Annotated in this window: 19 protein-coding genes; 7 read left to right on the top strand and 12 right to left on the bottom strand. The window is 48.7% G+C overall.

Annotated elements, in window-relative coordinates; translation table 11 throughout:
- Positions 1-14 precede the first annotated feature (14 nt).
- The 3 genes from ACG2F4_RS03535 to ACG2F4_RS03525 all read right to left on the bottom strand — a co-directional run bounded on the left by ACG2F4_RS03535 (position 15) and on the right by ACG2F4_RS03525 (position 2181).
- A complete protein-coding gene (locus ACG2F4_RS03535; RefSeq protein ID WP_395258481.1) occupies positions 15-1454 on the bottom strand; it encodes a sugar porter family MFS transporter in 1440 nt (479 codons plus the stop codon).
- 159 nt (positions 1455-1613) lie between these two features.
- The gene (locus ACG2F4_RS03530) at positions 1614-1898 is read right to left on the bottom strand and encodes a TOTE conflict system archaeo-eukaryotic primase domain-containing protein (protein WP_395258606.1); all 285 of its coding nucleotides are present in this window, start codon (positions 1896-1898) and stop codon (positions 1614-1616) included.
- A 202-nt stretch (positions 1899-2100) separates the two neighbouring features.
- Positions 2101-2181, bottom strand: coding sequence for a TOTE conflict system archaeo-eukaryotic primase domain-containing protein (locus ACG2F4_RS03525; RefSeq protein ID WP_395258604.1), 81 nt, complete (start codon positions 2179-2181; stop codon positions 2101-2103).
- A 267-nt stretch (positions 2182-2448) separates the two neighbouring features.
- Here ACG2F4_RS03525 and ACG2F4_RS03520 point away from each other — a divergent pair, with 267 nt between their 5' ends.
- The 6 genes from ACG2F4_RS03520 (at position 2449) to ACG2F4_RS03495 (ending at position 6431) form a co-directional block, all read left to right on the top strand.
- Positions 2449-2667 (top strand): cold-shock protein, encoded by a 219-nt coding sequence (locus ACG2F4_RS03520; RefSeq protein WP_395258480.1) that lies wholly within the window; start codon positions 2449-2451, stop codon positions 2665-2667.
- Positions 2668-2765: 98 nt separating this feature from the next.
- Positions 2766-3665: an SAM-dependent methyltransferase gene (locus tag ACG2F4_RS03515; RefSeq protein WP_395258479.1), complete on the top strand. Its 900-nt coding sequence runs from the start codon at positions 2766-2768 to the stop codon at positions 3663-3665.
- Between the two features lie 720 nt (positions 3666-4385).
- Positions 4386-5219, top strand: a complete 834-nt coding sequence (locus ACG2F4_RS03510; protein WP_395258477.1) for an NmrA family NAD(P)-binding protein — start codon at positions 4386-4388, stop codon at positions 5217-5219.
- 135 nt (positions 5220-5354) lie between these two features.
- Entirely contained in the window at positions 5355-5636 is a 282-nt protein-coding gene (locus tag ACG2F4_RS03505) for a type II toxin-antitoxin system RelE/ParE family toxin (RefSeq protein ID WP_395258474.1), read from the top strand.
- Between the two features lie 23 nt (positions 5637-5659).
- Positions 5660-5962: a HigA family addiction module antitoxin gene (locus tag ACG2F4_RS03500; protein WP_395258472.1), complete on the top strand. Its 303-nt coding sequence runs from the start codon at positions 5660-5662 to the stop codon at positions 5960-5962.
- A 25-nt stretch (positions 5963-5987) separates the two neighbouring features.
- Positions 5988-6431 carry a hypothetical protein gene (locus tag ACG2F4_RS03495; RefSeq protein ID WP_395258470.1) on the top strand — a complete coding sequence of 148 codons (444 nt, stop codon included), beginning with the start codon at positions 5988-5990 and terminating at the stop codon, positions 6429-6431.
- A 55-nt stretch (positions 6432-6486) separates the two neighbouring features.
- Here the strand turns inward: ACG2F4_RS03495 and ACG2F4_RS03490 are convergent, their stop codons facing one another.
- The 3 genes from ACG2F4_RS03490 to ACG2F4_RS03480 all read right to left on the bottom strand — a co-directional run bounded on the left by ACG2F4_RS03490 (position 6487) and on the right by ACG2F4_RS03480 (position 9230).
- Positions 6487-7230, bottom strand: coding sequence for an SDR family NAD(P)-dependent oxidoreductase (locus ACG2F4_RS03490; RefSeq protein WP_395258467.1), 744 nt, complete (start codon positions 7228-7230; stop codon positions 6487-6489).
- Positions 7231-7599: 369 nt separating this feature from the next.
- Positions 7600-8709 carry a 23S rRNA (adenine(2503)-C(2))-methyltransferase RlmN gene (gene rlmN / locus ACG2F4_RS03485; RefSeq protein WP_395258464.1) on the bottom strand — a complete coding sequence of 370 codons (1110 nt, stop codon included), beginning with the start codon at positions 8707-8709 and terminating at the stop codon, positions 7600-7602.
- 95 nt (positions 8710-8804) lie between these two features.
- Positions 8805-9230 carry an OsmC family protein gene (locus ACG2F4_RS03480; protein WP_395258462.1) on the bottom strand — a complete coding sequence of 142 codons (426 nt, stop codon included), beginning with the start codon at positions 9228-9230 and terminating at the stop codon, positions 8805-8807.
- A 223-nt stretch (positions 9231-9453) separates the two neighbouring features.
- Here ACG2F4_RS03480 and ACG2F4_RS03475 point away from each other — a divergent pair, with 223 nt between their 5' ends.
- Positions 9454-10368, top strand: coding sequence for a mechanosensitive ion channel family protein (locus tag ACG2F4_RS03475; protein WP_395258459.1), 915 nt, complete (start codon positions 9454-9456; stop codon positions 10366-10368).
- A gap of 56 nt (positions 10369-10424) precedes the next feature.
- On the opposite strand, the gene ACG2F4_RS03470 is transcribed toward ACG2F4_RS03475, so the two are convergent.
- The 6 genes from ACG2F4_RS03470 to ACG2F4_RS03445 all read right to left on the bottom strand — a co-directional run bounded on the left by ACG2F4_RS03470 (position 10425) and on the right by ACG2F4_RS03445 (position 18266).
- The gene (locus ACG2F4_RS03470; protein ID WP_395258456.1) at positions 10425-11666 is read right to left on the bottom strand and encodes a hypothetical protein; all 1242 of its coding nucleotides are present in this window, start codon (positions 11664-11666) and stop codon (positions 10425-10427) included.
- 256 nt (positions 11667-11922) lie between these two features.
- Entirely contained in the window at positions 11923-12669 is a 747-nt protein-coding gene (locus tag ACG2F4_RS03465) for a ZIP family metal transporter (protein ID WP_395258454.1), read from the bottom strand.
- Positions 12670-12860: 191 nt separating this feature from the next.
- Entirely contained in the window at positions 12861-14597 is a 1737-nt protein-coding gene (locus ACG2F4_RS03460) for a phospho-sugar mutase (RefSeq protein WP_395258451.1), read from the bottom strand.
- 87 nt (positions 14598-14684) lie between these two features.
- On the bottom strand, positions 14685-15692 hold the full coding sequence (lgt, locus tag ACG2F4_RS03455; RefSeq protein WP_395258449.1) for a prolipoprotein diacylglyceryl transferase: 1008 nt from the start codon (positions 15690-15692) through the stop codon (positions 14685-14687).
- A gap of 94 nt (positions 15693-15786) precedes the next feature.
- Complete coding sequence (gene cysS / locus ACG2F4_RS03450; protein ID WP_395258446.1) at positions 15787-17238, bottom strand: cysteine--tRNA ligase; 1452 nt, start codon at positions 17236-17238, stop codon at positions 15787-15789.
- Between the two features lie 317 nt (positions 17239-17555).
- Positions 17556-18266, bottom strand: a complete 711-nt coding sequence (locus ACG2F4_RS03445) for a WbqC family protein (protein ID WP_395258443.1) — start codon at positions 18264-18266, stop codon at positions 17556-17558.
- Positions 18267-18280: the final 14 nt, after the last annotated feature.

Raw genomic sequence — 18280 nt, 5'->3', positions numbered from 1 at the left:
ATTTTCGTGTGATTCTATTCTTGTATGAGTTCCTGCTCAAGTTCCTCCAGGGATTTTCCTTTTGTTTCCGGGAGCTTTGTGTAGATCAAAATGAATCCCAGGACACAAATTCCTGCATAGACACAGAATGTAAAAGCGGTCCCTTTGGGGCCTTCCCCAAGTCCCTGGTTTAGAATGGGAAAAGTGTAAGTAAGCACCAGGGAGGCCGCCCACAGTGCAAAGACCGATACTGACATTGCAGCTCCCCGTATCCGGTTGGGAAATATTTCTGAAATAATGACCCACGTTACGGGTGCAAGAGACATGGCATAAAGAGCTATTGCTGTAACAACCAGGATTAGCATGTGGACGCCAAGTATCTGGGTGTAGTAAAAGAAAGCCAACAGCAGGTAGGTCACGGAGAGTCCGCCTGCTCCCAGCAGCATCAGTTTTTTGCGACCCCAGTTGTCCACGGTTTGCATCGCCACCAGGGTAAATATAAGGTTGATGGTTCCTGTTATAATGATGTTGAATAACATATCAGTTATGGTATAACCCGCACTTGTAAAGACCTCCTCAGCGTAATTGAAAATTACATTTATACCGCTCCACTGCTGGAATACGGCTAATCCCACACCGATGGTCAATATAGGTAGCAATGAAGGGTTCCAGAGTTCGCTGATAGATACTTTTTTATTCTCTTTTTCCAGCGTTTCTTTGACTGCGTCGAGCTCATTATTCGCATAAGCGGCTCCCCCAATTTTGTACAGCACTTCACGGGCTTTGACCGTTAAGTTCTGTTTTACCAGCCACCGGGGACTTTCGGGGACAAACCAGGCCATGGTGAAAAAGATGAATGCCGGCATCGCTTCGACTCCAAACATCCAGCGCCACCCATACTGCCCGTTCCAGGAATTTATGATGTAGCTGTGTGTAGCATCACCCGGTACGGTTTCCGCAATTAGCCAGTTTGCGATTTGTGCAGCCAGGATTCCAAGGACAATGGTCAGCTGGTTTATAGATACCAGTCGTCCCCGATATTTTGCTGGTGCAATTTCTGCGATATACATTGGAGAAACATTTGAAGCTAACCCGATACCAATTCCACCTAGAATTCGGGCCCAGATAAACAGTGAAAAGGTCTCCGAAAGCGCTGTACTGACTGCGGAAAGGGTAAAGAGCAATCCTGAAAATATTAGTACCTTTTTCCTGCCATATTTGTCGGTAATATATCCTGACAGAGCGGCCCCGATGAGGCATCCGACAAGAGCACTGCTCATCGCCCATCCAATTTCAAAGGAGGAGGTAAGATCAAAATAAGCTTCGTAAAACGGTTTTGCGCCACCGACAACCACCCAGTCATACCCAAATAGAAAACCACCCAGAGCTGAGATGAGGGAGATCCCGACGATATAGATGAATCTGAACTCAACCTCTTTTTTGGGGGATTTGGCTTCTACTGATTCCGGATTCATAATTTCGTTAGATGATCATTCCCTGTTCAATGATACCCTGTATCTGTTTCACCATTATTTTACACTCCCGAAATGGCGTTAATCAATGTAATAGCTGAATTCAAAGGATTGTATAGATTAAACTATGATTCTCATAGATTATATTATTGTGTGTACAAGTCAGATGGGTAAGCCTTTGCCGGAATGAGAATCTTGATTGGGAAACAGCCGATCGAAACTGGCATCCTTCTCAAATTCAGAGAGAATGCCGGCCTCCCGCAGCAAATAGTAACCAATTTTTCTGCTTTTCCACGCCGGACAGGGTTGTTGGAAAAAGATCCACACATGTCCACCGTTGCCGGAGCGGGAACGTTCCAGGTAGGCGGGCATATTGTGCCGTTCACATACTTGTAAAAACTGCCGGCTATCCTCCATCCAGTTTTCCTTGTCAAAGTCGGCGGCCAGCAGCCAGGAGGGGTTATCCTTCAGCAGGGGATAGATTCAGATTGTTTCTTTGCCCGACAGGTGCTTTCGAATAACGGTAGGAGTAAGTGGAGCAAGCTCCTTGTGTTTGAAATTCTGAAAGGTGCCCCCCCAGCGCCTTATGTTTTTCGTACCGGTCCCAGTCCATATTATAGGCCGGCATGTACCCGTTCCGATCTTTATTTTACCACCGGCGGGCGTAGATATCCTCCCGCCCTTTAAAAAGCGACCGGAACAGTTCGATCTGCTGGTTGGATATTGCCATGGAAAAGAAATCTCATTAGATACACATCAGGCAATTTAATAACCTTTTTAGCCATAACGGTAGAAATAAGCACGTTGTATCTCTCCCCCCGCAAGATGAAATTGTATAGTACATCAAGTATAAATAGGTATTGTGAATAAATAGTCATACCTTGACTTGTTAAATATAATTACCCACCTGGTAAGCGAACTTTACTGAATCGATGCGTTAGCCCAATTCTTTTCACAAGACGAAACCTACTGGTGCTTAAAATAATATAGATTACACATGTCACAACAAGGCAAAATAAAATTTTTCGATACCCAAAAAGGATTTGGATTTATCGCTCCGGATGAAGGAGGAAAAGATATTTTCGTACACAGAAACAACGTCGAAAATCTTGGTTTTGATCAAGGTTTTGAAGACGGTGAGGCTGTAGAATTTGATGTTGAAGATACACCCAAAGGCAAAAGTGCAACTAACGTACGAAGCCTGGATTACGAATAGGATTTAAGTTCTCACATTCGAATTTAGGAGCCCGCCTCATTAAAGAGTGCGGGCTTTTTTGTTGTATGAATTCGTTCAGTCCCAAATGATAGAATGTTATGGCAGACAAACAAGATCTTGATTTCACCTACAGTACCATCGACCGCATTTTCAGGCTGAGTATGGGAGAAATGGCTGATTTCAGCGGAGCCATGTACAACGGAGATTTTTCCATGAGCCTTGAACAGGCCCAGGAAGCGAAGCACCGGTTTATTGTCAACCAGCTGAATATCACCCCCGAAAGCAGGGTGCTGGACATGGGATGCGGCTGGGGGCCTTTGGTCAATTACATTACCAACGAAGTGGGGGCAAAGTGTATTGGCCTTACGCTCTCTGACGCCCAGGCCGCGGCGTGCCGAAAAAACGGGCTGGAGGTCTATATCAAAAACTGCCTGGAAGTGACACAGGATGATTACGGAACATTCGACGCTGTGGTCTCGCTCGGTGCCTTCGAACATTTTTGTTCGGTTGAAGAGTATAAAGCGGGAAAACAGGAAGAGGTGTACCGACGGTTTTTCCGTACGGTGTATGACCTGTTGCCGCCGGGCGGAAGAATGTACCTGCAGACAATGGTATTCGGCAAAAATATGATCGATTATGAGGATATCGATATTAACGCCGAAAAAAGTTCGGACGCCTATATATTAGCATTGATGGAGAAGCAGTTTCCCGGATCATGGTTACCCTACGGATCGGAGATGGTGATTAACAATGCCAAACCACTTTTCAAACTGATCAGCAAGAGCAGCGGTCGGCTGGACTATATTGAAACGATCCGTCAGTGGGAAAAGAGATACCGGTCGTTTAACCTGAAGAAATACGCCTTCCTGCTCACGCTGTTACCCAAATACCTCACCGACATTAATTTCAGAGCTCTACTCAGTACCAGTCCCAACAGGATATGCTTCGAACGTGAACTGTTCGATCATTACCGGATGGTTTTTGAAAAGACAGACTGAAGCCCAAAACCAAGACTGAGGACAAAAAACCGGTAACAACTTGCCGGCAGAATTTAAATTTGCTGTTCACTCGGGACGTGGATGTGATCTAAAACGTAAGAATCGACTTGAAGATCGATTACATTTCTTATGTGAGTAATTTAGCCTGCATTTCTCACGAGGATTATTTTATATTTCTTGTAATGCACTGATATACAGGGAGTTACATTTATTATAAGACCTAAAATGGTATTACAGTGTGTTGCCGGACTACGAAATAACAAAGGGCACAGATTATTTTTTAAAACGCATACTGTTGCACAACATCCTTAAAGCGAGTTACTCTTTAAACATCAGCAGTGTCAAAAAGAAATGGGGAATATCTCTTGCTATCGCGTCCATATCCAACTGTAGGCACTGTTCCAAAATAGCCTCTTATAAATCCCTTGGATTTGAGGTAGAAATATTGGCTTCCAAATATTGGTAGTTTGGTTTGATTTCCCAGCCCATCAAAAAAACCAAGTCATAAAAATTCCTTCCCTAATAGTGATCCCCGTTTATAATGGCATATAGTTTTTGAGTCATGTGAAGGGATGGGGGGGGGAAACGGTGAGTTGGATGGTTTTTCAAAGCCCCCCTTTAATCTAATACCCGGACTGGTAGCCAATCCTTGAACGAGCCGAATGTGTGTTACGTTTGCATAGCCCTAATCGGAGACCAACAATTTAAACTAAATTGACTATGAGTCAGATTCTGGTAACAGCCGCCACCGGGAATGTAGGAACTCCCCTGGTTCATGCATTGAAACAGAAAGACCTGAACTTTACCGCAGGCACCCGTGATGCAGAAGGGGCCCAGGACCAGCTTGGGGAATCGGTAGATACCGTATTCCTGGATTATGAAGAGCCCGACAGCTTCGGCCCGGCCCTTGAGGGACACCAGCAGTTGTTTCTATGCGGCCCCTCTGCCACGCCCAATGCCGCAGAACTGATTATGCCGATGGTGGAGGAAGCCCAAAAGCAGGATATCGAGCATATTGTGTTTATCGCCTCCCATCCGAGCGTGGCTAATGCCATTGAAGAGTCAGGCATCGATTATACCTTTATCAATGCTAATTTCTTCATGGAAAACTTTGAGATGTACCAGACCAAAGATATCCGCGAGCGGCAGCAGCTCTTTCTGCCCTGTGGTGAGGGTACAGTCTCATTTATTCACTGCCGCGATATCGGGGAAGCAGCCGCCGAACTCCTTGCAAATCCATCGGACTACAAGCAGCAGACCATATCCCTCACCGGACCGGAAGCGGTGGACCTTTTTGAGGCTGCCGATATATTTTCTGAAGTACTCGGCACGAATATCACCTATAAAAATCCGGACGATGAGACCTACCGAAGCGAAATGGAACGCCGCGACTACTCCGACACCTACATTGATGCGATGATCGCCGTGTTCGGCAAAATAAAGGATGGAAGCCGGTCAGACGTCAGTCCCATGGTTGAGCAGATTCTGGACCGTCCGCCACTGTCGCTGAAGGATTACCTGGAAGAAAATGAGGAGCAATTTCAGGTAACGTAAATTCCTTAGCGGATCTGTTTAAGATTACTGATAAGAGTACGAGTTTTTTCACAGTAGCTGATTCAGTATAAAATGAGCACCTGCAAAATTATATAACATATTTGTAACGCGGAACGTTACGAATTACATTTGGGTATGATAAAATCATTCAACGACAAGGAATCAGAGGAGGTCTTCAACAGAACCTACTCTAAAAAGCTGCCGGAGACGATTCAGCAGCGTGCCTTGCGAAAGCTTAGAATGATTGATGCTGCCGCTGACATCAATGACCTTCGCGTACCTCCGGGCAATCGTTTGGAAACACTCGGAGGAGATCACGAAGGCCAGCACAGCATTCGAATCAACAATCAATGGCGCATCTGTTTTACCCGGAGCCAGGGTGATGCGTATGATGTAGAGATTGTTGATGATCATTGATCAAAACTCACATAGCCATTGCCATGACTACAAAAAAACTTCAACCTATCCATCCCGGGGAAGTACTGCGGGAAGAGTTTATAGAACCGATGGGCATAAGCCAGCGGGAATTCGCCGACAAAATCGGGGTAACCCATACGCGGCTCAACCAGATCGTTAACGAGAAACGGAGCATAACGGCCGATACCGCCCTGCGTCTGTCAAGGGCTCTGGGTACCACCCCTGAATTTTGGATGAATCTCCAGGCCCGGTACGACCTGGATCAGACCCGGGATGAATCCGGAAGCAAAATTGATAAAGAGGTACGCCCGTTGGTTACTTCTTGAATAAATTCAATGACTAAAATTTATCATGCTTGAACAATACCGAATAACTGTCCAATACAAAACGCGGGAACGGCAGATCCTGAACGCACTGCTTGCCCTGGCCACGGGCGTACTCACTTTGGTCTATCCCAACTTCCTGTACCTGATTGCGGGCGGTTATTTAGTAGCCCTCGGATTGCTGTTCATCGCCTTTCGAATACCATCATGGCTCTCGGCAGTGCCTATTGTAGCAGGTATTTTAATATTTATATTCCCTGAACTGATACCGTTCACCTTTGCAACGTTCCTGGGGCTGTTCGGATTGTTGTTGCTGTTCTCCCTTGGTTTTGCGGCAACTGGTGTCATTACCCTGGTCATTGCGTTCATGCTCTTTGCCAATCCGGGTTCGGTGGCGTACCTGATTGCTGTATTTTTACTGCTGTATGGTGTCTCAAATCTTATCCGGTGGTATAGGGACCCAAAGGCCTAAGGTTTTTTTAGTTTCCCAGCCGACAGGAAACTGGATATTTTATGTGTCGGTTCTCTCATCTCCCCACAATCTCCCCGTGTGGATAGTTTTCGCCCAGGTAGATTTGTGCCAGTTTTTTGGCCATTTGAGCGGGCGGCAAGTTGCGTCCGTCCGTGGCTGAAGCGATAAAATCATCCACCAGGGGGAAATCCTCCTCATCTTTCCCTCGGATGATCTTCTGCATGTTGGTCTCGATGCGACCGGGATTAAAGACCGCACTTTCCACCGGATGCTCCTGCGTCTGCTGTTCAACGGCTACCGTTTGGGCCAGCATATCCACACCGGCCTTGCTGCTACAGTAGTGGCTCCAACCGTGAATGGGCCTGCCGGATGCGCCGGATCCCACAAAAAGTACCCGCTTGATGGCCGGTACCAACTGGAAGCGGTTGACAAAAAGATGGGTCAGCACGGCGGGGGCCACGTAGTTCAGTTCAAGATTGGTTCGATAGTCTCCGACATCGTATTTGCCGAGTGGGCCTATCGGCTCAATGGTCCCCGCATTGTTGATCAGGCCGATAAAATCCGCCTCATCGGTCTGTATCGCATCCAGTACCAGTTCGAAATTATCTTCCAGTCGATCCGTGAGGCTCAGGTCCATCGCCCATATTTCCGCCTGACCTCCTTTGTCACGGACTTTCCCGGCAGTCACCCCGGCTTTACTGCGAGAAATCAAGTGCAGTCTTCGTCCCGTTTCTGCCAGTTCAATGGCTACTTCCTGGCCGAATCCCCTTGAAGCGCCGGTAATAATAATTTCCTGCATAAAAATATCCTGATTTCAGATTAATGATTTACATGGTTCAAATGCGATGCCTGCTCCAAAAGTTTCCAAGATTGTTCAGCAGAAGATGCAGTTGACTAAAATGTGTACGGAGCAGCTATTTCGGAGGTCATTGTGCTATTCACCGGGTCTGGATACTCGTCTAATCAGTTCCTTTTCTTTTGTTTAACCCATTTCTTAAATCTGATCTTAGCCAACCGGCAGTACGACTATCCATTTTAATCTTCGTTGGCAGCCAATGAGTTAATATGGGTATGAGGACGCCCCATGTGTTATCAAATGAAGAAAAGGAGAAATCTATAAAGCTGTGACACGCAGGTGCAACCTGGAAACCAATGGCTGAAAATCCGGCTAATTTTTCGAGATAGTCTTACCTTTTTGTCCCTCCTTGATGGCAAGCTGCCCGCAGCCGGCATCGATATCATCGCCGCGACTGCGTCGAACAGTAGCAGTCACGTCGTGGCTGATCAACTCCTGCATAAACTGGTCGAGCCGCTGTTCGCGGGCCCGCTTTAGCTTGACGCCCGCCACATCATTATACATGATGATATTTACTTTGCTGGGCACCCAGTGTACGATTTCAGCCAGTTCACGTGCATCTTCCACTGTGTCATTAAACTCGTCGAACAGCAGATATTCATAGGTTATCGGCCGGTGAAGCTGGTGATAATAATATGTGACCGCCTCTTTCAGCTGTTCCAGGTTCATGGAGTTGTTGATCGGCATAATCTCGTCCCGCTTCTCGTCGTTGGCCGCGTGGAGTGAGATCGCCAGGTTAAACGGCTGGCGTTCTTCCGCGAGCTTCTTGATCTGCTTGGTGAGGCCCACCGTTGAAACGGTGATTCGCTTCGGTGAAAGATCGAGCCCGTGCTCATCCGTTAAAATTGCGGCAGATTCTACGACAGACTGGTAGTTGTGCAGCGGTTCGCCCATGCCCATGTATACGATGTTCGTGACCTGCTTGTCATACTTTTCCAGGCAGAGTTCATTTATATATTGTACCTGGTCGACGATCTCTCCGTGAGTCAGATTGCGAAAGAAGCCCATCTTTCCGGTGGCGCAAAACGAACATCCGAATACACAACCCACCTGGGAAGAGACGCAGACGGTCAGGCGGTTGGGCGCCCCGTCGGGGAAAAAGTCGGGAATCAGCACCGATTCCACTTTGTGTTTCTCCTCATCCTGCAACTCAAAGAGGAATTTCATGGTACCGTCTTTTGATTGCTGGTGGTGTACTTTTTCAATACGGTTGACGGTAGCCAGGTCGGCCAGGCGGCTGCGGAGATCTTTGGAGAGGTTCGTCATTTCGTCAAACGAGGAAACCCCTTTTTGATAGAGCCACTGGAAAATCTGGTCGCTGCGGTACGACTGGAGTCCCAGTTCTTCACAGAACGACTGGAGTTCCCGTTTGGTGAGACTTTTAAGATCGGTTTTCGTGTCGGTATTTGTAGTCGTGGTCATAGGCGGGAAGATACAAACTTTACGGCAGAAAGCAGAAGCTTACCGGCGGGGAAAAGGAGTACCCTGGAGGTTGGGATTCCAGGGTACTAAAAAGGTTAGTTCAACGTGGCATCAAGAATGATGTTGACCCCTGCTAGCGCTTTGGATACGGGGCAGTTGTTCTTGGCATCTTCTGCAATGGTCTGGAACTCATCGTCGTCAATATCGGGGATGCTGGCGGTGGTGTTCAGGTGAATTTCAGAAATTGAGGCTCCGGCGTCAGAAACGCTCAGTGTGACCTCGGCGTTGGTCTCCACCGTTTCGGGCGAATACCCCTGGTCGGCCAGCGCAGCAGAAAGGGCCATCGAAAAACAGCCGGCGTGGGCAGCCCCGATCAGCTCTTCGGGATTGGTGCCGGTTCCCTCCTCAAAACGTGAGGCAAAACTGTAGGAGCCCTCGTACGCGCCGCTCCCGAACTTCATGGTTCCGTTTCCACCTTTCAGATCTCCGTTCCAAATAGCTTCGGCTTTTCTTTTAGGCATAATACTTTTTGATTTTGGATTAATGTGAACAGTCGGTACTGAATGTAACAAACAGTCAATGGTTGAACTACATTCCCGATTCCTGTTATTTCATCGTGCTCAATAACTTGTGAAATTGAACAGTTATTTTTCCTACGGAATGGTAAGGGATTTATTCTTATTGTAGTAGTCGGATTTTCGCAGCCGGGTATATTTTGCAAATAGTAACCAAATTGGGAGCTCAATGAATATTTCAGATGCGACAGATGCATATAAATTGATTGTCGACAAATTACAAGGTTGGTTGGAAGCCGGCATTGGTATGTTGCCGAATTTAGCGGTAGCGATTGTTGTACTTATTCTATTTGTCTTTATCGGGAAACTGGTGCGCAAGGCGGTCAAAAAGCTATTGGAAAAGACGACCAAAAACCGCACGATCATTAATCTGCTGGAGACTGTGGTAGGCGTGTTGGTGGTTGGTCTCGGTATACTGTTCGCGCTGCAGATTTTACAGCTGGATGATACGGTCACCTCGATTCTTGCCGGTGCCGGTATCATTGGTCTGGCCATCGGTTTTGCCTTTCAGGATATCGCCTCCAATTTCATTTCTGGGATTATGCTTTCTGTTCGGCACCCGTTTGGAATAGGAGATATCATCGAAACCAACGGTTTTTACGGGACCGTCCAGAAGCTGAACCTGCGTAACACTATTTTAAAAACGCCACAGGGGCAAATTGTATATATACCCAATAAATCGGTCTTTGACAGTCCGTTGCAGAATTTTACCAAGAAAAATGAACGCCGTATTGATCTGTCCTGCGGCGTTTCGTACGGAGATGACCTGGAAAAGGCGCGTACACTGGCGATCCGGGCGGTAGAGAAGCTTGAGAGTATAGACCAAAGCCGGGGTATCGAGTTTTTTTACAACGAATTCGGAGACAGTTCTATTAATTTTGTAGTCCGGTTTTGGGTGAACTTCAGGACCAATCCCGATTACTGGCGAGCCCAAAGTGACGCCATTATGGCTATCAAAAAAGAGTTTGATGAAAACGGTATCGATATCCCATTCCCGATCCGTACGCTCGATTTTGGCATCAAGGGAGGAGAAAAGTTGAGTTCCATGCTTGCAAGCAAAGGTCGTAATGGTAGTGACAATTAACGGCATGGATTTTACCCTGAGACAGGCAACAACAGGGACAGGTCCCGTATGATATTCTAAAATCGGGGGTTTACCACGCTGTTGTAAATTGAACCAAACGTATATTCGAATCCGATGGATGCGTTGTAGTAAAAGGAGGTCGGGGGTTCTTTCAGGTTGAGCAGTTGCTCTTCGTCGGAAATCTCCTCGGCGGGGATGGAGAGCTGGTCGTTGACCAGGGAGTACCGCCCGGATAGATTCATGGAAAGTCCCCGGGTAATCTGGAAGTCAAATTCAAGGTCGAAGACCGCCCGGTTTTTCGACCAGTCCCGCATGTAGGCGTACAGTTCAAGGTCACCCTCGATTTCGCCCCAGGGCTGGGTGAATTCCATGTTGGCAGAAAAGCGATTTTGTATCAGCAGTTCCTCCCACTCTCCGTAGACGGTGACTTGGTCGTAATTGTTGTAGGTGGTCATCAGCACGTACCGCAAGCTGAGTTCCCGTTCAGTGAATTCGGAATAGGGAAAAATGTTGTATTCAATTGCCGGTGATCCCCCGATACGCAGATCATAGTTATTCCGTGTAGAGGTGGTCGCCTCTGTGAAGAGCCCCAACGACCAGTGACTGTTGAGGCTTTTGGCAACTATGCCCCTGTACCGGTTGCTTTCGGTCAGGTAGGTTTCCGTGGTATCCTCATCGGTGAAGCTTCGGCGCCTGAAATCTTTGTCAAACTCAAAATCGGTTTTCCATTGCTCGGTAATGCGGGAAGCCGATATTTCGCCCCAGATGTTTATCCGGCTCCGCGTATCTTCCCCGTCGAAAAAGGAATCCATCCCCACTTCAAAAATCCACCTGTTCCACTTGTCATCCTGCTGTTGCGGGGAGGAGTCAAGGGTACCGTCATAGGTAATGGAGAGCTCCTGGATGATGGAGGTCTGCCGCAGGTAGGGCAGCAGGCCCACCTTTATTTTCTTTACGAGCCCGCGCCGCCGTATATCCTGGGTATCCGACTGGTATGACTGGTAGGTGAGGAGCTGTTCCTGGCCTTCAAACTTTCGCTGCCCGATATATCGGATCTGGTACTCGCGTCCCCCGCTCCCGGTCCACTGGCGGGTGACAAGAAGATGAACATCGGCATCGGTCATATCGCGGACAAATTGAACAAAATTAATCTCATTTTGAACGTAGGATTCGCTGCACCCGCGGCAGTCCACATACACGTTGATGGTATTCGGCGGCAACTGCTGACTTGTTGTGTCGGTTTCCTGTGGAGTTATATTGACAAGAAAGAGCAAGCCGACAAGTGAAAATAGATTCATGTTCCCCTGTTAACCTATAATTTAAATTATTTGTAAATATCCCTGTGATTTTGATGGGCCTTATTTAATGATAATCGTCTTTAATTTCTAGCTTTATTCTGTAAAAATATTTTTAGAGGGCTTTGAAAAACCAGGGGTTTTGGTCAAGACCAACCCCTGAGCGGATTCGGAACCGCAGTTTATATCTTATAAATCAGGATTTAGAATCCGCGAAAACGCCGATATTGGCCAATAAAACGATTTTACAAAGCCCCCTTTATCCAATCAATTCCTGAAATAGTACCATGAGGGCAACGGAGATGGTGACGGTGATGGCCACCGTACGGGGATGAGCATCCTCAATGGCATCGGGAACCAGTTCAGCAAACACCATCCAGATCATGGCACCTCCCGCAAAACCGAGTCCCGCCGGCAGGTAGGCCCGGAATACTTCTACAAAAAGGAATGCCGGTACCGCCATGAGCGGCTGTGGCAGGCTGGAGAAAATGCTCCACAGCATCGCTTTGAAAGGGGAAGTGCCGCGGGGCACCATTACCAGGCTGATAGCCAGTCCCTCCGGTATGTTGTGTATGGCGATTGCTGTTGTGATAAACAGGCCGAGGTCCAGGCTGCCGCTAAACGATACCCCTACGCTAACGCCTTCGGTAAATGAATGGAGCGTCATGACGCCCAAAATAAGCAGGATTTTTGTGGCGTCGGCCTGGCTCAGCCTGGCTATGGAGATGTCATTATGCTGGTCCAGCAGCTTCTGGCTCAGTGCAATAAACACCAGGCCCGCAATGATACCGCCGATTGTCATCCACAGGTCGTAATTCAATCCCTCATAGATAAGCCCAAAACTGGCGGCCAGCATCAGCCCCGCCGCAATGCCGTTGGAAATTCCCAGCCATGTTCGCGTCAGTTTCTTTAAAAAAAAGAATGGAAGGGCTCCGAGCCCGGTCGCTACAGCCGTAATAAGGGCGTAGAGGAAAACATCCACTACAGGTTTATCGAGAAAATTCATTTATACTTGATGATCATCCGGAAATTGACACATTGCGGAATATAGCAATCGGATGAACGGAAGAAAGGAATTAATGAAAATTTAGAACTGGAATAAATAGAAGTGAGGAAAACAGCTTGGAAAAAGGCCGCATAAAGAAAACCTCCAAAGGTTTTCGGAAACCCTGGAGGTTTGGAAATATTGAGCAACGTTTACCCGGTCAGCTCTTCGATGATACGATCCATCTTTTCTTCAAGCTGTTCTGTCACGGCCTCAAATTCACCGCGGCTTTCCAGCTCGGTATTGACGCTGCAGTAAAATTTTATTTTGGGCTCCGTACCCGACGGACGAACAGAGACGATGGAGCCGTCTTCGGTGACAAATTGCAGCACATTGGAGCTGGGCAGATTAATGTCGGTGGTTTTTCCGCTGGAAATATTTTTTTCCCGGCCGGTCTTGTAGTCTTTGATGATGACTACGTCTGAGCCCGCCAGTTGCTTGGGGGGGGCTTCACGGTAGTTTTTAAGCATCTGCTGGATCTCTTCCGCGCCTTTCTTCCCGCGCTTGTAAACCGACACCAGTTTTTCCCGGAAATAGCCGTGTTCTACATACATGTCGAGCAATGCCTCGAACAGGCTGCTGCCCTGGTCTTTGTAATAGGCCGCCATTTCGGCAATAATTGTTGAGGCCACGATGGCGTCTTTGTCGCGCACGTGTTCGCCCACGAGGTAGCCGTAGCTCTCTTCGCCCCCGGCGATAAACGTTTTCTTGCCCTCAAACCTGGTCATCAGTTCCCCGATATACTTGAAACCGGTGAGCGTATTGTAGCACTCAACCCCGTATTCGTTGGCAATGCGATCGATCAGGTAGGAGGTGACAATCGTTTTGACGATATACTCATTTCCGGTCAGTTTGCCCGCTTCTTTCCACGCGTTGAGCATGTAGTTGATGAGCAAGGTCCCCGTCTGATTGCCGTTCAGCAGTGTCCACTCGTCCCTGTGGTCTTTTACGGCGATCCCCACGCGATCGGCATCCGGGTCGGTGGCCATCACCAGTTCGGCGTCGATCTCCCTGGCTTTATCCAGGGCCAGGGTCAGGGCTTCTTTCTCCTCCGGGTTCGGATATTCAACCGTGGGAAAATTGCCATCATACTGCATCTGTTCCTCCACAAGCGTAACGTTGGTGAATCCATATCGTTCGAGCGCGGCCGGGGCAAGTACGCCTGCGGTACCGTGGATGGGGGAAAAAACGATTTTGAGATCTTTTTGCCGTTTAATGGCATCGCGGGAAACAGACAACGCTGTAATGGCCTCGAGGTATTTTTCGTCGATCGCTTCCCCGATCTCATCGATCAATTCCGGATTTCCGTCAAATTTAATTTCGTCAACCGATGTAATTTTCTGGACTTCTTCCATCACCTGCTGATCCTGGGGCGCAACAAGCTGTCCGCCGTCGCTCCCGTAGGCTTTGTACCCGTTATATTCTTTGGGATTGTGAGAGGCTGTCAACATCACCCCGCCGTGGCAGTTGAGCTCGCGAATGGCAAACGAGAGTTCGGGGGTGGGGCGCAATCCTTCAAACAGGTAAACTTTAATGCCGTTGGCGGAGAATACGTCGGCCACCACCCGGGCCAGGGTTTCGGAGTTATTCCGGCAGTCATGGGCGATCGCTACCTTGACCTGCTCTCCGGGGTGCCGGGCATTCAAAAAGTTGCTGAGTCCCTGTGTAGCCATCCCAAACGTGTACTTGTTAACCCGGTTGGAGCCGATCCCCATGATGCCCCGGATTCCGCCGGTTCCAAATTCCAGATCTTTGTAAAAGGCATCGGTCAGCTCTTCATACTTTTCCTGCTCCAGTTTTTCGCGCAATGCAGCTTTGGTCTCTTCATCATAGTTGCCCTGTAGCCAGTGATCAATTTTTTCCCGAATTCCCGGATCAAGTTTTTCCATAATATCTGATCTGAATAAGTTGACGGTTAGAATTTTGCATCAATATAAAAAAACTAGCCGAAACTGCAGGCTCCAAACCTTCAGGATTCAACCTTTATTCTTCTTCCAGTTTACTTTTCGGATCAGCCAGATTCCGGCCACAATCAGCGGGATACTGAGCCATTGCCCCATGTTGATCGCCCAGTCGCCGGCAAACCCGGCTTGATTCATTTTGGTGAACTCCAGCAGGAAACGGCCGCTGAACAGGACCAGCATAAACACGCCGAAGATGCCGCCTTCGGGTGGCTGGTGCTTGTAGCGTTTGTAGATGGTCCAGCAGATCGCAAACGTGACGATGCAGAGGACGGCCTCGTAGAGCATCGTGGGATGCCGGGGAATCATGTCGATTTTGGCAAAAATAACGGCCCAGGGCAGGGTGGAGGGTTCGCCCAGAATTTCGGAGTTGAAAAAGTTGCCGGTGCGGATAAAAGCGCCCCCGATGGCAACCACCATCACCACGCGATCGGCCAGCCAGAGAAAGCTCATCTTGCGTTGTTTTTTAACAAAATAGTACATCGCCAGCAGTATCCCGATAGCAGCCCCGTGACTGGCAAGTCCACCCCGCCAGATGGCGATGATTTCGCCGGGATGGCGCAAGTAGTATCCCGGATCGTAGAATATAACGTGACCAAGACGGGCTCCGATGATGGTGCCGATAAGCACATAGGTCAACAGCTGTTCCACCTCCTGTTCCTTTCGACCGGCGTGCCTGAACATGCGTCGTGTCAACAGGTAGCCGACCACAAATGCGCCTGCAAACAGCACCCCGTACCAGCGCGGCTGGATAGGCCCGATTTGACTGATCGTGGGAGAAGGAAGTACCAGGAAGAGTAACTGTCCCCCTGCAAAAGCTCCAAAAATGAGAACCAGGATTTTCCAGGCAGCCGGTTCTTCCACGTGCTCCGGTATGCGTTCTTCGAGTTTTGAAAAGCCGTAGATAATGGCGACAACAGCCAAAACGAGTCCCCAGACAGCGACCGGGAACGGAAGGTTGATGGTCCCGAGGTTAAAGACACTCGGATCGGCATCCCAAACAAAATAATCGGTTGATTGCATTTTTTTAGTCTTGAGTCTTGAGTCTTTAGTCTTGAGTCTTAGGTCGTGTGCAGGTGCGGGCAAATTATGCCCTGCCGGTCACGAACTGCAGTTATTATTTGATTTCAAAGGTGGTGCCCTCGGGATTGTCCATAAGCTCAATGCCGATCGCTTTTAGCTCATCCCGGATTTTGTCGGCCTGTCCAAAATTCTTTTGCTGCCGGGCCTCGGTGCGCAGGTCGATGAGCAGCTTCACCAGGTCTTCGGTCTTGTCGTCCCGGTCGGTGTCTTTTTCCGCTTCCGGCCAGATGCCGAGCACTCCATCTACAAACCGTTCCAGCAGGGATTTGACCTCATCCAGGTTGGTGGGGACGTTGCCCTGGTTAATCTGTTTGCGGAGGGCTTTGAGGTTTTCAAACAGTACGGCAATAGCTTGTGCCGTGTTGAAGTCGTCATTCATTCGCTGCCTCAGCTCCGAGTCCAACGCTTCAGCATCAAACGGTTCGGCATCCCCGGGCTCGGTGTCCGCTATCAGACGAATGATGTTTTGGAGATTTTCCAGCCCCTGCTCGGCGCTGCCGAGGGCCTCTTCGGTGAAATCGGTGGTGCTTCGGTAATGGCTCTGCAGCAGGAAGAAGCGGATGACCTGCGGAGCCCATTTTCGGCTCAACAGCTCGTGGTTGCCCCGGAAAAATTCATCGAGTGAGATCGCGTTGCCCAGCGACTTTCCCATTTTTTGCCCGTTCAGGGTAACCATGTTGTTATGCATCCAGTAGTTGGCGAACGGCTCGTGGAAGGCGCATTCGCTCTGGGCGATCTCGCACTCGTGGTGAGGGAAAATATTATCGAGGCCGCCGCCGTGGATGTCAAAATTGTGCCCCAGGTATTTGGTGGACATAACCGAACACTCGAGGTGCCAGCCCGGGTAGCCCCATCCCCAGGGGGAGTTCCACTTCATGATGTGATCGTCTCCGGCTTTTTTCCACAGGGCGAAATCTTTGGGATCCCGCTTGTCGCCGGCGGTCTCAATTCGCGTGCCGGTCTCCTGCTCCTCCACATCCCGGCCGCTGAGCTTGCCATAGTCCTCGTCGGAGGATACATCAAAATAAACATTGCCGTTCACCTCATAGGCGTGCCCCTCCTCCAGCAGCTTTTTGACCATCTCGATCTGCTCTGGAATATGTCCGGTGGCCCGGGGCGAAATATCCGGCCGCTGTACTCCCAGCTTGTCCATGTCCCGGAAGTAGTTGTAGGTATATTTCTCAGCGATCTCCATCGGCTCCAGCTTTTCGATCTGCGCCTGTTTTTCGAGCTTGTCTTCGCCCTGGTCGGCATCGTCGGTAAGGTGACCTACATCGGTGATGTTTTGCACGTAGCGCACTTTGTAGTTCAAATAGCGGAGATACCGTACCACTACATCAAAGGAGACATAGCTTTTGGCGTGTCCCAGGTGGGGATCTCCATAGACGGTGGGCCCGCAAACGTAGATGCCCACAAAGCCTTCTTTATTTGGTTTGAATCGTTCTTTTTCCCGGGTCAGCGAATTATAAATATGTAATTCGTCCATGGACGACTGGTTGAATTTCGTTGTAATGAGCGTTTCTAACGGATTATTGGCCAGAATCGTTGCCAAAGATACAAGGATCAGGGGACAGTGTACAGGACGAGAATTGGGAATCGGGAATTAGAAATCAAGAACCAAATAGGAACCTGCAAAATCTGTTATTTCCGGGATGAAAGTAGCGGTGTCCATTTATTTTACCGTTGGTAGAATTGCGTTTGAAAGCAGCAACAAACAAATACATAATTCCCATTACGAAACACGAAGTACGTAAATAAATTTCTGCACGGATTTATAAATCGATTTTCTTTCTGAGAACTGAATTACTGCTTGCGAAAAAGCACTGCACTGCTCTCAGGTCCGCAGTTGAAGAGAAGGTCTATGACCGAAAGGTTGGGTTCGAATCCATCCCAGAGCTGTGGATATTCCGGGTGGGCAAACCGGCTGTATCGCAGTTCAATGTCATTCTCATTGAGCTTTTCTTCATCGTTGTATTCCTTGCCCCCGCCCGTTCCCGATAGGTAAATACTGGAATGCAATTTTTTACAGATGTCAATTATCAAGTCCGTCTTTTCACCGAAAGTATCCAACAGGCTTGAGAGCCTCACCGGTCGTGTTTGAATGCCCAGGTAGGAGGCGATTTTAGTGATCAGGGCGATGTTCAGCTCCACGAAATCAAGATGTTTTTCGATCTCTTTCTCCAACATGGGATAGATCTCATCGTAGTAATCCGCTTTTTTATAGTTCATCTGCAGGGTGCGCAGGTGCTTGCGTTTCCACTTGGTGCCGGCAAACTCAACTTCCGTATAGGGCACCTTGCCCTTCTCACCTGAAGGCGTTGAAACCGGGATGGTCAGCCAGGAAGTACCGTTGTGGGTTTTTACCCGGTTGCGGTTGGCAAAACTCTGCCCGCGGGGAAACTGCACGGTGTCGAGCAATACAAAAATATCGCTTTCCCACATCTTGTGAAAATAACCCAGCCAGGGGATGTAGTTCGGTTGATGGATCGCAACGACGGGTGAATCGGGAGTCATATTTATAGTCTTGG

The organism is Halalkalibaculum sp. DA3122 (assembly GCF_043951865.1).
GTDB lineage: Bacteria > Bacteroidota > Rhodothermia > Balneolales > Balneolaceae > JAMQKA01.
The sequence above is the reverse complement of the archived record's forward strand: the minus strand, read 5'-3'. Positions and strand labels throughout refer to the sequence as shown.

Coding starts and splice junctions, on each gene's coding strand:
- ACG2F4_RS03475 (WP_395258459.1), top strand. CDS start 9,454: ATGAATATTTCAGATGCGACAGATGCATATAAATTGATTGTCGACAAA.
- ACG2F4_RS03505 (WP_395258474.1), top strand. CDS start 5,355: ATGATAAAATCATTCAACGACAAGGAATCAGAGGAGGTCTTCAACAGA.
- rlmN (WP_395258464.1), bottom strand. CDS start 8,709: ATGACCACGACTACAAATACCGACACGAAAACCGATCTTAAAAGTCTC.
- ACG2F4_RS03495 (WP_395258470.1), top strand. CDS start 5,988: ATGCTTGAACAATACCGAATAACTGTCCAATACAAAACGCGGGAACGG.
- ACG2F4_RS03535 (WP_395258481.1), bottom strand. CDS start 1,454: ATGAATCCGGAATCAGTAGAAGCCAAATCCCCCAAAAAAGAGGTTGAG.
- ACG2F4_RS03445 (WP_395258443.1), bottom strand. CDS start 18,266: ATGACTCCCGATTCACCCGTCGTTGCGATCCATCAACCGAACTACATC.
- cysS (WP_395258446.1), bottom strand. CDS start 17,238: ATGGACGAATTACATATTTATAATTCGCTGACCCGGGAAAAAGAACGA.
- ACG2F4_RS03460 (WP_395258451.1), bottom strand. CDS start 14,597: ATGGAAAAACTTGATCCGGGAATTCGGGAAAAAATTGATCACTGGCTA.
- ACG2F4_RS03525 (WP_395258604.1), bottom strand. CDS start 2,181: ATGGCAATATCCAACCAGCAGATCGAACTGTTCCGGTCGCTTTTTAAA.
- ACG2F4_RS03520 (WP_395258480.1), top strand. CDS start 2,449: ATGTCACAACAAGGCAAAATAAAATTTTTCGATACCCAAAAAGGATTT.
- ACG2F4_RS03470 (WP_395258456.1), bottom strand. CDS start 11,666: ATGAATCTATTTTCACTTGTCGGCTTGCTCTTTCTTGTCAATATAACT.
- ACG2F4_RS03510 (WP_395258477.1), top strand. CDS start 4,386: ATGAGTCAGATTCTGGTAACAGCCGCCACCGGGAATGTAGGAACTCCC.
- ACG2F4_RS03515 (WP_395258479.1), top strand. CDS start 2,766: ATGGCAGACAAACAAGATCTTGATTTCACCTACAGTACCATCGACCGC.
- ACG2F4_RS03490 (WP_395258467.1), bottom strand. CDS start 7,230: ATGCAGGAAATTATTATTACCGGCGCTTCAAGGGGATTCGGCCAGGAA.
- lgt (WP_395258449.1), bottom strand. CDS start 15,692: ATGCAATCAACCGATTATTTTGTTTGGGATGCCGATCCGAGTGTCTTT.
- ACG2F4_RS03465 (WP_395258454.1), bottom strand. CDS start 12,669: ATGAATTTTCTCGATAAACCTGTAGTGGATGTTTTCCTCTACGCCCTT.
- ACG2F4_RS03500 (WP_395258472.1), top strand. CDS start 5,660: ATGACTACAAAAAAACTTCAACCTATCCATCCCGGGGAAGTACTGCGG.
- ACG2F4_RS03480 (WP_395258462.1), bottom strand. CDS start 9,230: ATGCCTAAAAGAAAAGCCGAAGCTATTTGGAACGGAGATCTGAAAGGT.